Origin of the sequence: Candidatus Poriferisodalis sp. (assembly GCF_965208485.1) — a bacterium.
GTDB lineage: Bacteria > Actinomycetota > Acidimicrobiia > Acidimicrobiales > Poriferisodalaceae > Poriferisodalis.
On the sequence record NZ_OZ242344.1, the window covers coordinates 3,574,023 to 3,590,154 of the forward strand.

A 16,132-nucleotide genomic window follows, 5' to 3' on the forward strand; every position below is an offset into this window, starting at 1 on the left:
ACCAGTCAGTGGGCTGGCATCGCCCCCGGTGCCGACGGGCTGGCACTGCGGCGTACCCTCGTCGAGCGATGGCAGATGAAGCGATGAACGGCGAGACGACCGCCCCGGTTCGCTACGACCTCGTCGTGATCGGCGGCGGGCCCGCGGGTTACGGAGCGGCGCTGTACGCGGGGGCCGCCGGGATGAAAGTCGCGCTGGTGGAGCGCGACCGGCTGGGCGGCACGTGCCTGCACCGCGGCTGCATACCCGCGAAGGAGCTGCTTGAGACGGCGGCTGTGTGGCGCACCGTCGGCGAGGCAGCCACCTTCGGCGTGAATGTCGCTCCACCTGAGTTGGACTTCAGCGTCTCGCAAGAACGCAAGCAACGCATTGTGGACGGCCTCGAAGCCGGCGTGAAGGGCCTGCTGAAGCGCCGCAAGGTCACGGTGTTCGAGGGCACCGGCCGGCTCGAGGCTGACCGGACCGTCGTGGTGGACAGCGACGGGGCGGACCCGCAGACGCTCGCGGGAGACCATGTTCTGCTCGCAGCAGGCTCGGTGCCGATCACTCTGCCCGGCTTCGACCGGGACTCGTCCCGTGTCATGACTTCCGACGAGGTCTTGGCCCTCGATGAAGTCCCGGGTCGCGTGGCGGTGATCGGCGGCGGGGCCATCGGATGCGAGTTCGCGTCGATGCTCGCTGACCTCGGTGCAGAGGTGACGGTGCTGGAGTACGCCTCCCAGATCGTCCCCGGGGTCGACATCGACATCGCCAAGGCGTTGACGCGGGCGTTCTCCAAGCGAGGCATCAAGGTGCTCACCGGATGCCGCGTCACCGGCCACACACCGGCGGGCAGCGGCGGCACGGCCGTGCGGTACACGACCGGCGATTCGTCGGACGGCGATGCCGAGGCCTCGTTGGAGGTGGACGCCGTGGTCGTCTCGGTGGGTCGGCGACCGTACCCGGACCATCTCGGCCTCGGGGACACCGAAGTCAAGGTCGACGAGCGAGGCTTCGTCGTTGCCGACGAGCGGTGCCGCACGTCGATGGCCGGTGTCTACGCAATCGGCGATCTCATCAACACGCCGCAGCTCGCCCACGTCGGGTTCGCCGAGGCCATCGTGGCCGTGCAGGACATCTTGGGCGAGGAGCCCGCTCCGGTCGACTATGCGAACGTGCCGTGGGCGATCTACTGCCATCCCGAGGTTGCCTTTGCGGGGCTGTCCGAGGCAGCGGCCCGCGAAGCCGGCTACGACGTCGTGACGTCCAAGCACCGATACAGCGGCAACTCGCGCGCCATGATCGTCAACGACACCGAGGGCTTGGTCAAGATCGTCGCCGAGCGTGAGGCCGACGGAACCGCGGGGCGCGTGCTCGGCGTTCACATGATGGGACCCTGGGTTACTGAGCAGCTCGGCCAAGGCTACCTGGCGGTCAATTGGGAGGCCACGGTTGCCGAAGTGGCTGCCTTGGTGCAGCCGCATCCGACGCTCTCGGAGCTGTTCGGCGAGACCATGCTGTCGCTCACGGGACGAGGACTGCACGGATGAGCGGCGAGATGGCTGACTTGGTGCTGCCGCAGCTCGGCGAGACGGTCACCGAAGGCACGATCACCCGCTGGTTCAAGGGCGTCGGCGACTCGATCGCCGCGGGCGAGATGCTCTATGAGGTCTCCACCGACAAGGTGGACAGCGAGGTGCCCTCGCCGATGACCGGTGTCATCACCGAGATCCGTGTGCCCGAGGGCGAGACGGTGGACGTGGGCACAGTTCTGGCGATCATAGAAGTGAGCGAAGGCGCCGAGGTGCCGGTGTCTGCCGCGCCCGGTGGTGATGCTGGCGCAACTGAGTCGCAGCCGGCACCTGCGCCCGAGCCGGTCCCGGCCGCCGAGACTCCGGCGCCTGCGCCGGCGCCGGTTGCCGCACCACTGGTCGCTGCCGCGTCAGACGAGGGTGCGGCGAACGGGCCGGCGACACAGAGCGCCGGACGCTTGCTGTCGCCGGTCGTGCGACGGCTGGTACGAGAACACGACCTCGACCCGGCGAGCCTTGTCGGCACGGGCGTCGGCGGACGCATCACGCGTTCGGACGTGCTCAATGCACTCGACGAGCGTCAGCGCACCGCGGCCGCAACGGCGGCAGCCCCTGCATCCCCCTCCAGTTCGCCGGCCGCTGACCGCCTGCCGCCTCCCGGCCCGCCTGCAGTGCCGGCTCCCGCCGCAGCCGCTGCGGGATGGACCGATGGCGATTCCCGTTTCGAGGCGTTCAACAACATCCGGCGCCGCACCGGTGAGCACATGGTGCACTCGGTCGCCACTTCGCCCCATGCGCTCACGATTGTGGAGGTCGACTACGAGAACGTCGAGCAGGTGCGCCGGACTCATCGCGAGTCCTGGCGGGCGTCGGAGGGCTTCAGTCTCACCTACCTGCCGTTCATCGTGGCGGCGGTCACCGACGCCTTGGGTCACTGGCCACGCCTGAACGCCTCCGTGGAGGAGGGCGGCCTGCGGCTCTGGCGCCGCCGCAACGTGGGAGTCGCGGTAGATCTCAGCTACGACGGGCTCATCGTGCCGGTGTTGCGCGACGCAGATTCGCTGAGCCTGCGAGGCATGGCCCGTACCATGAACGAGTTCGCCGGGCGGGCCAGATCCAAGCGCCTGACGCCCGATGACATCACCGGCGGCACCTTCACGATCTCGAACAACGGCTCGTTCGGCACCTACAGCACCGCGGCCATCATCAACCAGCCGCAGGTAGCGGTGCTCTCCACCGACGGCGTCGCTCGCCGCCCGGTGGTGGTCACCGACCGCTTCGGCAACGAGAGCATCGTGATCCACTCGGTGGGCCACTTGGCGATGGGCTGGGATCACCGGGCGTTCGACGGCAGCTATGCCGCGGGATTCCTGGGCCATGTCCGCCAGATGCTCGAACAGCACGACTGGGGAGCGGAGCTCTGAGGTTGGCGCCAAGCGAGCTGCGGGTGCGCTGGCTGGGGCGGGTTCGCTACGCCGAGGCGCTCGATCTGCAGCGACGGCTGTTCTCTCACAGCAATGACAACTACCTCTTGCTGGTGGAGCACGACCACGTGTTCACCGCGGGGCCGAGCGCCGATGAGGCCAACCTGCTGGTCGATCCCGCCGAAGTCGGCGCCGACTGCGTGCGCATCGACCGGGGCGGCGACTTCACCTACCACGGCCCCGGCCAGATCGTCGGCTACCCGATCCTGATGCTGCCGGGCCGCCGCGGCGGCGGGCTGGCCGAGACGGCCTCCTACGTGTGCGATCTCGAACAGGTGCTGATCGATGCGCTGGCTGATGTCGGGATGGGCGGGTGCGGCAGGCTGCGCGGGTACCCCGGCGTGTGGACCGGCCTCGACGACACTCCCCGCAAGCTCGCCGCGATCGGCGTGCGGCTCAGCCGCGGTCGGACGATGCACGGCTTTGCGCTGAACGTCGACACCGACTTGTCGTGGTTCGAGCGCATCGTCCCCTGCGGCATCCGCGAGTACCGGCCGACGTCGCTGCGGGCTGAGGGCTGCACCGCGACGATGCGCGGCGTGATCGACGCGATCGCCCAGCGAGCAGTGGAACGATGGGCCGACGGGGGTGTCCAAAGGGCCGACGTGGCGTGGCGGCACCGGCCCTCCGACCTGAGTGCGTTCAGCCGTGGCCTGGGTCCCGGACCCGTCGAGGTGGCCCCGCCGCGCAGCCGTGGGCGTCTGGCCGAGGCTGGCGTGAACGGGGGCCTGGAGCTCGCCGATCGCAAGCCCCTGTGGCTGCGCGCTCGCATGGATCTCAACGACGGCTACCTGCAGCTGCGCAAGGTCATGCGACGGCACGACCTCGTGACGGTCTGCGAGGAGGCGGGGTGCCCGAACATCTTCGAGTGCTGGGGCGCGGGCACCGCCACGTTCATGCTCAACGGGGAGCGGTGCACCCGAGCATGCGGTTTCTGCCTGGTCGACACCCGCCAGCCGGGCGCGCCTGATCCGCAGGAGCCGCGCCGGGTTGCCGACGCGGTTGCCGAGATGGGCCTGGACCATGCCGTTGTCACAGCGGTCGCCCGCGACGATCTCGTTGATGGGGGAGCTGCCGGCTTTGCCGAGACCATCGCGGCGATTCGGGCTCAATCTCCGGGAACGACCGTCGAGGTGCTGGTACCGGATTTCGGCGGGGACGCGGCGTCGTTGGGCACGGTTCTGGACGCCGGCCCTGACATTCTCAACCACAACATCGAGACGGTGGCGCGGCTGCAGCGAGCGGTTCGGCCGTCGGCCGGCTACGCCCGCAGCCTGACCCTGCTCGCGCGCAGTGCCTCGGCAGGTCATGTCACGAAGTCCGGCATCATCGTCGGCATGGGCGAGGAGGATGCGGAAGTGGATGCCGCGCTGGCAGACCTGGCGGCCGTCGGTGTGAGCATCGTGACGATCGGCCAGTACCTGCGCCCGACGAGCCACCACATTCCTGTGGCCCGGTGGGTGCCGCCTGCAACCTTCGAGCGGTGGCGGGAGGTGGGATCCGAACTGGGTCTCGCCCATGTCGAATCCAGCCCGCTGACGCGCTCGAGCTACCACGCCGCCTCCTCGGCTGCGGCCGTGTCGCTCGCGGTGCGCACCCAGCCCGTCGGGGCCTAGCGCCTCCAAGCGGCCGCGGAGAAAATGCTCCGCGACGCAATCCCGGGCTCTACCTATGCTGCCGACAGGCCATGTGCTCGAAGGACCCGGTGAGGCGGCGTGGCGACAGTTGTCGATGAACTTGTAGCGGCCGGACCGTTGGCTCGCGCCGAACAGTGCCGCATTGCGCACGCCGAAGCGTCGGCTGACAACGGTCGGGCGGAGCTTGGGCAGTACTTCACGCCAGCTCCGATCGCGCGACTTCTGGCTGACATGTTCGAACCCGTGGAAGGACGGGTTCGCGTGCTCGATCCCGGTGCCGGTGTCGGGTCGCTTTCGGCTGCGTTAGTTGAACGAGCAGCCAGCGAGGGATGGCAGTGCTCTCTGGACGTGACGGCCGTGGAAATCGATGATCGGCTACTGGAGAGTCTCGATTCGACGCTTACTGACTGTCGTGATGTGACGCAGGCGGCTGAGGGCCAAGTCGAACACTCTGACTTCTTGACATGGGGCGCTAGCCGTGCAGCGCCGGAGATGTTCCAGCAGGATCGCCAGTCGTTCGATCTCGTCATCATGAACCCGCCGTACGGCAAGATGCGCACAGCATCTGCGACTAACGAACGACTTCGGCGTCTCGGCATTCGCACGAGCAATCTGTATTCGGCGTTCGTCTGGCTTGCCAGCCGCTTGCTCGCTCCCGATGGTCAGCTGGTCGCGATTACCCCACGGAGCTTCTGCAACGGGTCGTACTTCAGGGCCTTCCGGCAAGCCCTGCTGGATGACTGCGCGCTTCGGGACATTCACGTCTTCGAATCTCGCGGTACGGCGTTTCGCGACGGCGCAGTGCTTCAAGAGAACATCATCTTCAGAATCGTTCGGTCGCCTCGGCGCCCGTCGGTGCAGATCGCTGTCAGTTCGGGTTCGGGCCTTGACGAGCCTCGCCGGCATGAAGTCGGCGCCGACTCCGTCGTTCACCCGAAGGACCCGCGACTCTTCATCCGGATACCTGAAGATCGCGCAAGCGTTGTGCTGGCAGAGCACTTGGGGGGCCTGCCTCAGACGCTGTCGGGGTTAGGCGTCACGGCCTCGACCGGTCGAGTGGTGGACTTTCGGTCGCGAGAGTACCTGCGCGAGGAGTGCGACGAGGGCGCGATTCCGCTGATCTACCCAGGGCACTTGAAGCGAGGCAGAATCGACTGGCCAGGCCGGTCCAATTCAAAGCCATGCGCGATTGCCGAGTCGTCGGCGACCGAAAGCATGTTCCTGCCGGCGGGCGACTACGTGCTGGTCAAGCGCTTCTCCTCGAAAGAGGAACGTCGCCGCGTCGTGGCGGCGGTGTTGGGACCCGGGGACCTACCGCGCGATGTGGTGGCTATGGAGAATCACGTCAACGTGCTCCATGTCTCGAATCGGGGCATGGAGCTCGATCTTGCATGGGGACTGGCGGCTTATCTCAACTCGACGGTCGTCGATCAGTTCTTCCGGCAGTTCAACGGGCACACCCAAGTGAACGCTGCCGACCTGGAGTCGCTTCGGTACCCCAATGTCGATTCCCTGCTCTCCTTGGGCGCCGAGGCTCGCTCAACCGAGTTCGAGCAAGCAGCCACGGACTCGCTGGTGCAACGTCACGTTCCTGCTCTCGAAGGCGTCCTGTGAAGCCGCAGGCCAAACAGCGAGTCTCCGAAGCGAGGGAAGTCCTCAAGGAATTGGATTTCCCACGCGCGCAGAGCAATGAACGCTCAGCTCTCGTGCTCTTGGCCCTCCTCGGCCTGACCCCAGAACGACCGTGGGCCGAGGCCCGCAACCCGATGCTGGGAATCACCGAAATGATGGCCTTCATGCGGGATCACTACGAAAAGGACTACGCGCCGAACACGCGTGAGACCGTGCGACGTCAGCCAATCCACCAGTTCTGTGATGCTGGACTCGCCACGAAGAATCCGGACGATCCAGACCGTCCGACCAACAGTGGTCAAACCGTCTACCAAATCAGCCACATCGCGTGGTCGCTGATGCTCAGACGCGGCACGACTGAATGGCCGGGTCAACTTGCGGCTTATCTGGACCGTGTTGGGACGCTGACCGAGCGCCTCGAGCGAGCTAGGGAGCTTCGCCGGATTCCGGTGCGCTTGCCCAGCGGCACTCAGATCTCGCTGTCCCCGGAGGCCAGAATCCGCTCATCCGGGAGATCATCGAAGAGTTCTGCGAGAGATTCGTTCCCGTGAGCTTGACCCGCAATGGGTGAGGGCGCGCCCGTCGATGTGGCCACTGTGCTCTGCCAGTGGGCCACGGGGGGACTGGCCTACCTGTGGTTGACAACCCGGCGACGCGAGGTAGGGCTTGGCTACGGCTGGCTGCTGCGCTCGCTGTATGGGGCCATTGCGGTCATCGCCGCGGTCACGGGGTTCGTGTTCCAGCCGAACGCGGTGCGGGATGTGGCCTGCATTGCGGTGTCGGCGTGCGCGTTCGCGACGTTGGCGCGCTCGGCTCGACCCGAAGCATCCACTGCGGGCTCTGCTGTGCCACATCAGGGCAACGGCAGCGACGGGGTCGAGTCACCGGGGCTTTCGCCGCGCCGGACGATCGAGGGTTTCGACCCCCGTTGGGACCTGGCGGCGCCACTGGCCGGCGTAGTGGGCGTCGTCGCCGCGGGGCTCGGCGCGAGCGGGGACGTCAACCCGGCCCTGCACCTCGCCCGCGTCATCGCCGGTGCCGCATTCCTCGGCGTGGTGAGCGATTCGATGCTGCTCGGACATTGGTACCTGGTGCAGCCGGGGCTGCGCCGTGAGCCGCTGCGCGAGCTCGTGCGGCATCTCGGCGCGGTCTGGTCGGTCGAAGTGGGACTGCTGCTGTTGCCGACCGGCATGATCGCCGTGCTGACTGGCTCGATCGATGACGGCTATGGCGGGCTGCTCGGCTGGTTCTGGGTTGCCTGCGCCATCACCACGGCGGCGCTCGCGGCGGTAGCCATGGCCGCGCTGCGAGAGCGCCAGTACGCGGCCGTGATGGCTGCCACAGGCCTGCTCTACCTGGCGATCCTCACGGGTTTCGGCACCGACCTCGTGGCCCGCCTCACGCTCGTCAGCTAGTGAAGACCCCCATGACCCAGCTCGGGCACCGATTCAAGGAGGCAAAATTGCAGCACAGAAAGTCGGCGGTGATACCGTCCGTGCGTGAGCGCGTCGCGAGTTTGGTGCGGAACAGTCTCCCATGAGCCTCCGAAATCGCGGTGCGAACACGACTACTTCCGTGCGGCGTACACGTACGGGCGAAGATAGCGGATCCCATCGCGTTGTCTCGATGGCGCCATTCGGCCAGTCGTACCTTGTTTGCAGTGGTTTGCCCAAACATCCCTAGTGGTGCGTCGGCAATTTGCGCAGGGCCTGCCGAAGCCTGTTTCCGCAGGTCAGCGGGCCGCGACCTGCCCGCAAGAAAACCGCGACACACCACTAGTCCATCTAAGTCCGGGCGGAGACATGGAATCTGAAGACCTAATCGCTCCCGATCTTGTCTTACTGCTATTGCACGCGCCAACCAAGTGGCCGGAAGCGGAAGGCAAGATCAACGGAATTACAAGGCTTGAGAAGCTACTATTTCTATTGGAACAGGAACTTGGGCAAGCGCTAAACGTTAGTCAGCCGTTCACATTTGAAGCGTATCACTATGGTCCATATTCGCGCGAGATTTATGAGGCTGTCGAATTGCTAGAGGAAGCCGGACTTCTCTCAGAAGAACGTAGCCTCACCGACTCTGACCTCGATAGAGCAGAGGAGTTGCTTTACTCCGATATGGCGTCAGAGATATCTTATGAGCGACGATTCGAGCTGACGAAAGATGGCGCGTTAGTTGCCGGATATCTTGCACGCAAGCACGGATCGCTGTCTGATGGTATCGCCAACTTAAAGGATCGATACGGCGGACTCAGCTTACAAAACCTGATCTACCACGTATACACCGAGTATCCCGATTACACCGAGAAATCTGTCATACGAGACAAGATCCTGCGATCGAACCCCTAGGAGGCTGGTCGGAAAGCCGCTGTTTCGGCGTTTGTCAGATGCAAACCCACAGGTCAGGGACTTGCTGTGTCGGCAAGATCCCCATTTCCGACCACCCTCCTAGTACTTCTCGTCAGAATCAATGGCAGATAAACTCGACCTCATCTATTTCATCGTCGGGCTGGCCATAACAACGCTCGGCACCGTATTTTCATTGCTCGGATATCGCAGGACAATCCCAACAAGTGGATCACTGGAGGGATCCCAGATTGAAAGGCTCCGGAACTGGGTACGCACAACGACAGTCGATCTGTTCTGCGATAACCTCAAGGGCCTCAGTCAAATCTACCTAAAGCTAGAACCTGAAGAGAGATTGCGGCGCGAGTTTGAGCTGCTTCTAGGAAAGCCAGACGTGATTGAGAGTGTGCAGGTCTTGTTCGGCACACTTTCCAGCTGTGAGTCTTGCAAGCGCAGCGCTGCTGCATATGCGAGACTGCGAACCATCGCTGCCACTGTCGGTGTCGTTGCAGGCTTGGGGTTGCTCTTGCCCTGGATCAAGGTTGCGTTCGACTCAGATTGGTCATTCGGGCCGCTACACTGGATTGCCCTAACCATATTCGTCCAAATGGTGACTGCGGTGGTTCTCCTGACAATGCTACGAGCATCCGCGAGAAGCAAAATGCACAGCATTTTTCGAAACAGTGGAGCCGTATCCTAGTGTATGGTTCAGAGTCGGAACTCGTGGCCGAGGTACAGAAGTGCGCTTGGCACCTGTGGGAGAATGTATCCGCAGTAGAAACCGAGGTCGCATGTCATGATCAGGCACGTATGGACATCTTGGTTCATGCAGATTCGCGTTTGATCGCCATCGAGGCCAAGTTGTTCCATTGGAACCGTGTCTTGGCCCAGGCCTTCCTACATCGGTATTGTGCCCACCGCACTTATGTAGCTATTCCGACATCGTTGGTGTCGGACTCTAGGCTCGAAGAAGCGCGACGATTGGCGGTAGGAGTTATTGCAGTAGAGAACGGAGAATGTGTGATTCTTCTTGATGCAGCGCTTGGCGATCCCTGTACGCGTGTTGCTTTGCGACTACTGGAATCAATAGCAGAGTGTCCAACTGAGGCAAGGGGCAGTTAGTGCTTCATTTTCTGGCTTACGGTAATTCGGATCAGGTTAGTTTTCGAGATCCGGCGGTACGGTCTGCGTTCGACATCATGACCGTTCCGTCAACAATTGCATCGTACTATGCCGACGCAACGGCCGCATTTGTGCTTTCGTCGGCTCTGCCTTACATTATTGAGCCTCGTACTCCTCTCTTTCAGAATGTGCTCCAGTCTCCTCGGGCCTCGCATTTCACATTGGCTCGTGAAATGGGTAGTGCGGTTAGCTCCCGTATGCAAGAAGTATCGGTTCCTGGAGGTGAAGCGTCGCCGTCGTTTCCTCCGAGCTTCTATTCGAACGGTGTGTGTGAAGAAGTCGTGGCGTCTATGGTCGCCTTTCAGAGAGACTATGGCAAGCGGGCCGACGAGGTAACTCAGCGACTTGATCGGTATCGGACGTTGCTTCAGAGGGCCGGTGGAGAAGCTAGCCACTACTCAGTGGTAGACGAACGTCGAGAACCCGAATACATCTTGTGTCCCTATTTTGCCGTTCGTTCTGATTCAGATCCTTGGATGCGGGTGATGGAGAGCATTTGGGCTGCGGCTTCAATGATGGACGAAAGCACAAGCATCTCGCCAGTGATATCGTATAGTGATGTTGATTCTTTGTCTTCGACGTTCGCCGAGGTACCGGAGAACCTGTCAGCAACGTTGTTCTATTGGGTGCCAGGATTTGATGAACGACGCGTGTCGCTTGAAGAACTGGAAGCAATGCGTGACTTCGTTGAAGAAACAGCAAGCCGGCGCAAGTTGGTAAACCTGTATGGAGGCTACTTTAGCATTTTGCTTAGTATAGTCGGGCTCCATGGCTTCAGTAACGGGTTAGGCTATAGCGAGTCGCGCGACTGGCCTACGTTGGAATCTACGGGCGCGACCCCAGCACGCTATTACGTTCGTGGGCTCCATGCATATTTGCCGACAGCCACTGCCACTACACTGATCGAGCATGATCGCCATTTTCGCTGTAAATGCGAGGTTTGCGACTCAGGTCGTCGGCTTCCGAATGATCTTTCGTATCATGAACTAAAGCGTCATTTTGCATTTGCACGAGCGTGGGAACTCAAGCAGTTGGGTAAGCACTCGCTTGCTGATCTCTGTTCTAGGATGAGAGATGATGCGAAGCGGTGTCGGCGAGTCTTAAGGGAGCTACCGAGGGCCCTGAACGTCCCCACGTCTCACTTAATGCGCTGGGCAGCTGTCCTCGAAGACTAGAACTCTGAATCGTTCGGTGCTCCATGATTCAGGTAATACCGATCGAAGTCAGGCGCCGGTCCATTCGGGAGGGCGTTTCTCGGCGAAGGCGCGGCCGCCTTCGGAGGCATCGTCGCTGGCGGCTACGAGGCGGCGCAGCGATTCGCCCATGCGGACGGCATCGGTCCAGCCCATCCGGGCGCTGCGCCAGGCGACTTCCTTGACGGCTCGCACGGCGAGGGGCGCACCCTGGCACAGCCGCTCGGCCAGCGTCCGGGCCTCGCCCATGAGCGAGTCGTGCGGCACCACCTTCCACGCCAGGCCCATCTCGCGAGCCCGCTCGGCGTCGACGTTGTCGCCGGTCAGCAACAGCTCCATGGCGTTCGCCCAGCCGATCTTGGACGGCATGCGCATGGACCCCACGATGGTCGGGACGCCGATCTTCACCTCCGGCATGCCGAAGATCGCCCGATCCGAGGCGATCAGAAAATCCGCGACCAGCGCGCCGGTGAGGCCGTAGCCAATGCAGGCCCCGTTGACGGCTGCGATCGTGGGCTTCCACAGCTCCAAGCCGCTCTCGTAGCTGTTGACCGTCGGCGTCTCGAAGAACGTGCCCGACCAGATGCCCGCCGAGCCCCCGGTTCGGTCGCGCATGTCCGCACCGGCGCAGAAGGCTCGGCCGGCGCCGGTCATGATCGCCACCCAGGCGTCAGGGTCGTTGTAGAACTCCAGCCAGGCGGCATTCAGGCACGCCCGCATTTCGCCGTTGATGGCGTTGAGCGATTCTGGCCGGTTGTAGGTGATGATGGCGACGTGACCGTCGAGTTCGTAGGTCGCAGCGGCCGTCGGCGACGTGATGTCAGCGGGAGCGGCAACCGCGCCCGGATTCAGCGGGGTAGGGCCAGAAGCGTCGTCCATGACCTCCGTTCTACCGCCCCCGGCGCGCCCAGCGCCTGCCTGCAGGGGACTCGCAGGGATCGACCGCGGCCAGAGAACTAGCGTGACACCCGCTCTGCTGCGGCTGCGACTGCACAGCGACAGCACTCGGGACGAACGGGGACTCCAGCATGCGCACTGGAGAGCAGTACCGAGCATCGCTCGCGGACGGACGTCTGACGTACTTCGAGGCCAACGGCACAGCCGGCATTGGCCACGTCAAGGAGAAGATCTCCGAGACGATCATCCCCAACAGCCCGGCTGACGGGGGTCGCGAGCGCGGCTCCCGTCAGGAGCCGCGCGGGTGGGTGAACCTTCCCGTTGTCGCACCAGTTGCTTCCCGCTCTTGTTCCCAGTTTCGATATCAATACGGGCTCACGGGCCGCTCGGGCCACGGTTTCGCCTGCCGGCTCAGCCTCTAGTGGTGTGTCGCGGTTTTCTTGCGGGCAGGTCGCGGCCCGCTGACCTGCGGAAACAGGCTTCGGCAGGCCCTGTGCAAATTGCCGACGCACCACTAGCTTGACGCTGTGAGCGAATCGGGATCCGAGCCGGCGGTGATCGCCGCGACGACATCGCTGACACAGCAGTTCGGCTCGACGGTGGCATTGGATGGGCTGGATGTCCAGATGCGGCCCGGGGTGACCGGGCTCGTCGGGGCGAACGGCGCCGGCAAGACGACGCTGCTCAACGCGTTGCTCGGCTTGCGTGCGCCGACCTCCGGCTCAGCGAGGGTGCTGGGGTTCGATCCCCGCAGCCAGGGAGCGGCGCTGCGGGCACAGGTCGGCTTCGCTCCCGAGCGGGACCTGCTGCCCGACGAGATGCGAGCCGTCGACTTCGTGCGTCACTTGGCGCAGGTACGCGGGCTGCCGCGCAGCGAGGCCCGCACACGGGCTTCGGACAGCCTGTGGCTCGTCGGCCTGGGCGAAGAGCGAACCCGCACGCTCGGCACGATGTCGACCGGTCAGCGCCAACGGGTCAAGCTCGCGCAGGCGATTGCGTCCGATCCACGGCTCGTGCTGCTCGACGAGCCGACCTCCGGGCTCGACCCGACCCAGCGCAGCGAGATGCTCACGCTCATCGGCGAGATCAGCAACGAGCACTCGGTGAGCGTGGTGCTGTCGTCGCACCTGCTCAATGAGGTCGAGAGCGTTTGCGACCACGTCGTTGCATTGGACGCCGGTCGGCTCGTGGCGTGCGGTCCGATAGGGGAGCTCATCGGCGATGACGAAGGCGTCGCCCTCGAACTCGTCGATGTCACCGATCCAGCCGGCTCGGTAGATGCCGTCGAGAGCGCACTGCGCGCTGCAGGCGTCGAGGTCGAGCGCGCCGGCACCACGCTGCGCCTCGGCGGACGCGAGCGAGACGTGCTGTGCGACCGTGCCCGGGATGCGGTGGCCGATGCAGGCGCCCGAATCCGGCGGCTCGAGGCCCGCCGGCGCACCTTGGCCGACCTGTTCGAGACGGCAGCGGCATGAGCGAGTCGACTGAATCGGGCGTCGCGGCAGCCGACGGGGCCGCGCAGATCCACGATCAGCGCTTCCGGCCCTATGAGGGTCCCCGGCGCGGGCTCGCCGGCGCCATGCGTGCGGTGATCGTCTCGTCGATGCGGTTCACGCTCGGCCTGGGACGCCCGGCCCGGCACAAGTTCCTGCCGTGGCTGGCGGTGGTGATCGCCCTGGTGCCGGCGATCGTGTTCGTGGGCATTGCGACCGTTCTGGACATCGACCTGATCTCCGACAACATCCTGCCCGAGTACCACGAGTACTACGGGCTCATTCAGGCGGCGCTGTTCTTCTACTGCGGGATCGTGGTGCCCGAGATACTGGTAGCGGATCGCCGCAACGGGATGCTGCCGCTGTACCTGTCCACACCGTTGCGACTGTGGAGTTACCTGGCCTCGAAAGCTGCCGCAGTGGCGGTCACGCTGGCGGTGATCACGGTGGGGCCGCTGCTCTTTCTGCTCATCGCCTACACCGTGGAGGGCTCGGGCCCAGATGGGCTGGGCGACTGGCTGATCGTGCTCGTGCGCATTCTGGCTTCGGGCGTCGCCATCGCGGCCACGATCACCGCCGCCAGCCTGGCGATCTCGAGCCTGACCGATCGGCGAGCATTCGCGGTGATCGGCGTCATCCTGCTCCTGTTGGGCACGCAACTCGTCACCAGCGTGCTCGTCGAAGTCGCCGAGATGGATCCCCGCATCTACGCGTTCAATCTCGGTGAGATGGGCGAGGCGCTCAAGGATCGGATCTTCGGCGTCGGATCGCCGGTGCTGGGCGAAGACGAAAGCTCGCCCGGGCAACGCATCAGCGAGCTGTCGACGCTGTTCGTCATAGCGGTAAATGCGGCATGGGTCGCCGCAGGAGCGGCGGTGCTGTGGTGGCGCTACCGCCGCATCGAGGGGACGCAATGAGCCCGCGTCCGCGTCCGGTGCCGGCGCCCGCGCCCCCAGCCGGGGGATCGGCCACCGACCCGATGTCCTCCGGCGAGACCGTAGGCACGCCGGATGGATCGGGAGTGCCGGCACTGCCTGCCGGCATGGTCGAGGTGCACGGTGTGTCGAAGTTCTTCGGTGACGTGGTGGCGGTGTCGGACGTCACTTTCGCGGTGCGCTCGGGCGTCACCGCGCTGCTCGGACCCAACGGCGCCGGCAAGTCGACGCTGTTCCGCATGATGTGCGGGTTGACGCCGCCCTCGCGAGGATCGGTGCGTGTGCTGGGGGCAGACGCACGCCGGGATCGCGACGTGCGCGGCCGGATCGGTTTGTCGTCACAGCAAGATGCCCTGTTCGACCGGCTCGACGCGCTCGAGTTTGTGCAGATCGCGGCGGAGACCCATGGTGTCGCGGGCCCCGCCGACGCTGCGCGCCGCACGCTGGAACTCGTGGAGCTGGACCCCGACGATCCGCGGCCAGTCTCGGGGTATTCCAAGGGCATGCGGCAGCGCACCAAGCTGGCTGCTGCTTTGGTGCACGACCCCGACGTGCTGATCCTGGACGAACCGCTGAACGGCCTCGATCCTGTCCAGCGGCGTCGCATGATCGAGATGCTCGAAGGTCTCGGCGCGCAGGGCCGCTGCGTGCTCGTGTCCTCCCATGTGCTCGAAGAGGTCGCCTTGCTGGGTTCGCGCATCCTGGTGATCGCCCAAGGCCGGCTGGTTGCGAGCGGCGACTACCGCGAACTGCGCGAGATGATGGACGACCGCCCACACCGTGTCAGCATCGAAGCCGACAGGCCCCGATCCTTGGCTGCGGCGCTCGTGGAGTCGGGAACGGCCGTCGGCGTTCGTGTCGAGGGCGACGCCGTCGTAGCCGACACCTTGGACGTGGATCGGCTCGGCCGGGAGATCGCGCCCTTGGCCCGTCGCTTGGACGCACGCCTGCGCTCAGTGCTGCCCTTGGACGAGGATCTCGAGTCGGTGTTCCGCTACTTGGTGGAACGACGGTGAGCAGTTCGGCGACTGCAGCAGCGACGGCGCCGGTGCGTCGGCGCGTCGGCACCGTCCGCGCGACGACGCTGTGCTACCGGGTGGTGATCCGCCAGATCGTCTCGGCGGGCCGCATCGCCGCGCTCGGCGCCTTGGGGGCGCTCATGATCGTCGTCGGCTGGGTCGTCGGCAACTCGTCGAATCGCGGTGCCAACAGCAGTGCGGGGATGATCTTCGACGGCGCCAGCTATGCCGACGGGTTCGGCCTCATCGTGATCGTGCCCATCGTCTCGCTGGTCTTCGCGGCCGCCTCGCTGGGCGACGCGCGCGACGACGGCACGCTGGTGTACTTGTGGCTGCGTCCCATCGGCCGCGCCCCGCTGGCGGTGGCAGCGGCGTTGGCCTCCGCCACGGTGTCACTGCCGCTGTGCGTCGTGCCGACGGTCTTCGGCGGCTGGCTCGCGACCGACTTCGTCGCTGGTTCGGGCCGAGCCGCGCTCGGATCGCTGGCCGCGGCGGCACTCGGAACTGTCGCGTATTCGTGCTTGTTCGTGCTGCTCGGTCTGTTGTTCCGCAAAGCCGTGCTGTGGGGGATTGCCTACATCCTGCTGTGGGAGGGCCTGGCGGTGGGCCTGGGCGACTTTGCCGAGCGGCTGTCGCTGCGTGGCTATGCCCGCTCGATGCTCTCCCAGATTGCCGAGGTCGATCTGGGCTTCACGACGTACAGCGTCGGGATCTCAGTCATCGTGCTGGCCGCCACCTCAGCAGCCAGCCTCGCGCTTGCCACTGCGCGCCTCCGCAACATCAACGTGGACTAGCGCGGGAGCACCC

The 16,132-nt window shown here is 64.8% G+C and carries 13 protein-coding genes; 12 read left to right on the forward strand and 1 reads right to left on the reverse strand.

Translation table 11 applies throughout. The features are described from left to right. The first annotated feature begins 68 nt into the window (after positions 1 to 68). From lpdA to ACOGXQ_RS16720, 7 genes are all read left to right on the forward strand, one after another. A complete protein-coding gene (gene lpdA, locus ACOGXQ_RS16690; RefSeq protein ID WP_419944730.1) occupies positions 69 to 1,529 on the forward strand; it encodes a dihydrolipoyl dehydrogenase in 1,461 nt (486 codons plus the stop codon). Next, positions 1,526 to 2,935, forward strand: a complete 1,410-nt coding sequence (locus tag ACOGXQ_RS16695) for a dihydrolipoamide acetyltransferase family protein (protein WP_419944731.1) — start codon at positions 1,526 to 1,528, stop codon at positions 2,933 to 2,935. Before lpdA ends, ACOGXQ_RS16695 begins: the two co-directional genes overlap by 4 nt. A 2-nt stretch (positions 2,936 to 2,937) precedes the next feature. Further along, on the forward strand, positions 2,938 to 4,611 hold the full coding sequence (lipA, locus tag ACOGXQ_RS16700) for a lipoyl synthase (RefSeq protein ID WP_419944732.1): 1,674 nt from the start codon (positions 2,938 to 2,940) through the stop codon (positions 4,609 to 4,611). 99 nt (positions 4,612 to 4,710) lie between these two features. Beyond that, complete coding sequence (locus ACOGXQ_RS16705; protein WP_419944733.1) at positions 4,711 to 6,246, forward strand: Eco57I restriction-modification methylase domain-containing protein; 1,536 nt, start codon at positions 4,711 to 4,713, stop codon at positions 6,244 to 6,246. Then, a complete protein-coding gene (locus ACOGXQ_RS16710; RefSeq protein WP_419944734.1) occupies positions 6,243 to 6,815 on the forward strand; it encodes a hypothetical protein in 573 nt (190 codons plus the stop codon). Before ACOGXQ_RS16705 ends, ACOGXQ_RS16710 begins: the two co-directional genes overlap by 4 nt. A 12-nt stretch (positions 6,816 to 6,827) precedes the next feature. Continuing rightward, positions 6,828 to 7,679 carry a hypothetical protein gene (locus ACOGXQ_RS16715; RefSeq protein WP_419944735.1) on the forward strand — a complete coding sequence of 284 codons (852 nt, stop codon included), beginning with the start codon at positions 6,828 to 6,830 and terminating at the stop codon, positions 7,677 to 7,679. Positions 7,680 to 8,066: 387 nt separating this feature from the next. Next, positions 8,067 to 8,609, forward strand: coding sequence for a hypothetical protein (locus ACOGXQ_RS16720; protein WP_419944736.1), 543 nt, complete (start codon positions 8,067 to 8,069; stop codon positions 8,607 to 8,609). Between the two features lie 2,402 nt (positions 8,610 to 11,011). Here the strand turns inward: ACOGXQ_RS16720 and ACOGXQ_RS16725 are convergent. Next, positions 11,012 to 11,860: an enoyl-CoA hydratase/isomerase family protein gene (locus ACOGXQ_RS16725; protein ID WP_419944737.1), complete on the reverse strand. Its 849-nt coding sequence runs from the start codon at positions 11,858 to 11,860 to the stop codon at positions 11,012 to 11,014. Between the two features lie 149 nt (positions 11,861 to 12,009). On the opposite strand from ACOGXQ_RS16725, the gene ACOGXQ_RS16730 reads away from it, so the two are divergent. From ACOGXQ_RS16730 to ACOGXQ_RS16750, 5 genes are all read left to right on the forward strand, one after another. Further along, entirely contained in the window at positions 12,010 to 12,300 is a 291-nt protein-coding gene (locus ACOGXQ_RS16730; protein WP_419944738.1) for a hypothetical protein, read from the forward strand. A 105-nt stretch (positions 12,301 to 12,405) separates the two neighbouring features. After that, positions 12,406 to 13,353 (forward strand): ABC transporter ATP-binding protein, encoded by a 948-nt coding sequence (locus ACOGXQ_RS16735; RefSeq protein ID WP_419944739.1) that lies wholly within the window; start codon positions 12,406 to 12,408, stop codon positions 13,351 to 13,353. Further along, entirely contained in the window at positions 13,350 to 14,288 is a 939-nt protein-coding gene (locus tag ACOGXQ_RS16740; protein WP_419944740.1) for a hypothetical protein, read from the forward strand. Before ACOGXQ_RS16735 ends, ACOGXQ_RS16740 begins: the two co-directional genes overlap by 4 nt. After that, the gene (locus ACOGXQ_RS16745; protein ID WP_419944741.1) at positions 14,285 to 15,322 is read left to right on the forward strand and encodes an ABC transporter ATP-binding protein; all 1,038 of its coding nucleotides are present in this window, start codon (positions 14,285 to 14,287) and stop codon (positions 15,320 to 15,322) included. The genes ACOGXQ_RS16740 and ACOGXQ_RS16745 overlap by 4 nt, the downstream gene beginning before the upstream one ends. Beyond that, positions 15,319 to 16,119: an ABC transporter permease gene (locus ACOGXQ_RS16750; protein WP_419944742.1), complete on the forward strand. Its 801-nt coding sequence runs from the start codon at positions 15,319 to 15,321 to the stop codon at positions 16,117 to 16,119. The genes ACOGXQ_RS16745 and ACOGXQ_RS16750 overlap by 4 nt, the downstream gene beginning before the upstream one ends. Positions 16,120 to 16,132: the final 13 nt, after the last annotated feature.

What these genes read in the sequence shown, in the direction of transcription:
- ACOGXQ_RS16715 (WP_419944735.1), top strand. Translation starts at nt 6,828, where the DNA reads ATGGGTGAGGGCGCGCCCGTCGATGTGGCCACTGTGCTCTGCCAGTGG.
- lpdA (WP_419944730.1), top strand. Translation starts at nt 69, where the DNA reads ATGGCAGATGAAGCGATGAACGGCGAGACGACCGCCCCGGTTCGCTAC.
- ACOGXQ_RS16730 (WP_419944738.1), top strand. Translation starts at nt 12,010, where the DNA reads ATGCGCACTGGAGAGCAGTACCGAGCATCGCTCGCGGACGGACGTCTG.
- ACOGXQ_RS16740 (WP_419944740.1), top strand. Translation starts at nt 13,350, where the DNA reads ATGAGCGAGTCGACTGAATCGGGCGTCGCGGCAGCCGACGGGGCCGCG.
- ACOGXQ_RS16725 (WP_419944737.1), bottom strand. Translation starts at nt 11,860, where the DNA reads ATGGACGACGCTTCTGGCCCTACCCCGCTGAATCCGGGCGCGGTTGCC.
- ACOGXQ_RS16720 (WP_419944736.1), top strand. Translation starts at nt 8,067, where the DNA reads ATGGAATCTGAAGACCTAATCGCTCCCGATCTTGTCTTACTGCTATTG.
- ACOGXQ_RS16745 (WP_419944741.1), top strand. Translation starts at nt 14,285, where the DNA reads ATGAGCCCGCGTCCGCGTCCGGTGCCGGCGCCCGCGCCCCCAGCCGGG.
- ACOGXQ_RS16695 (WP_419944731.1), top strand. Translation starts at nt 1,526, where the DNA reads ATGAGCGGCGAGATGGCTGACTTGGTGCTGCCGCAGCTCGGCGAGACG.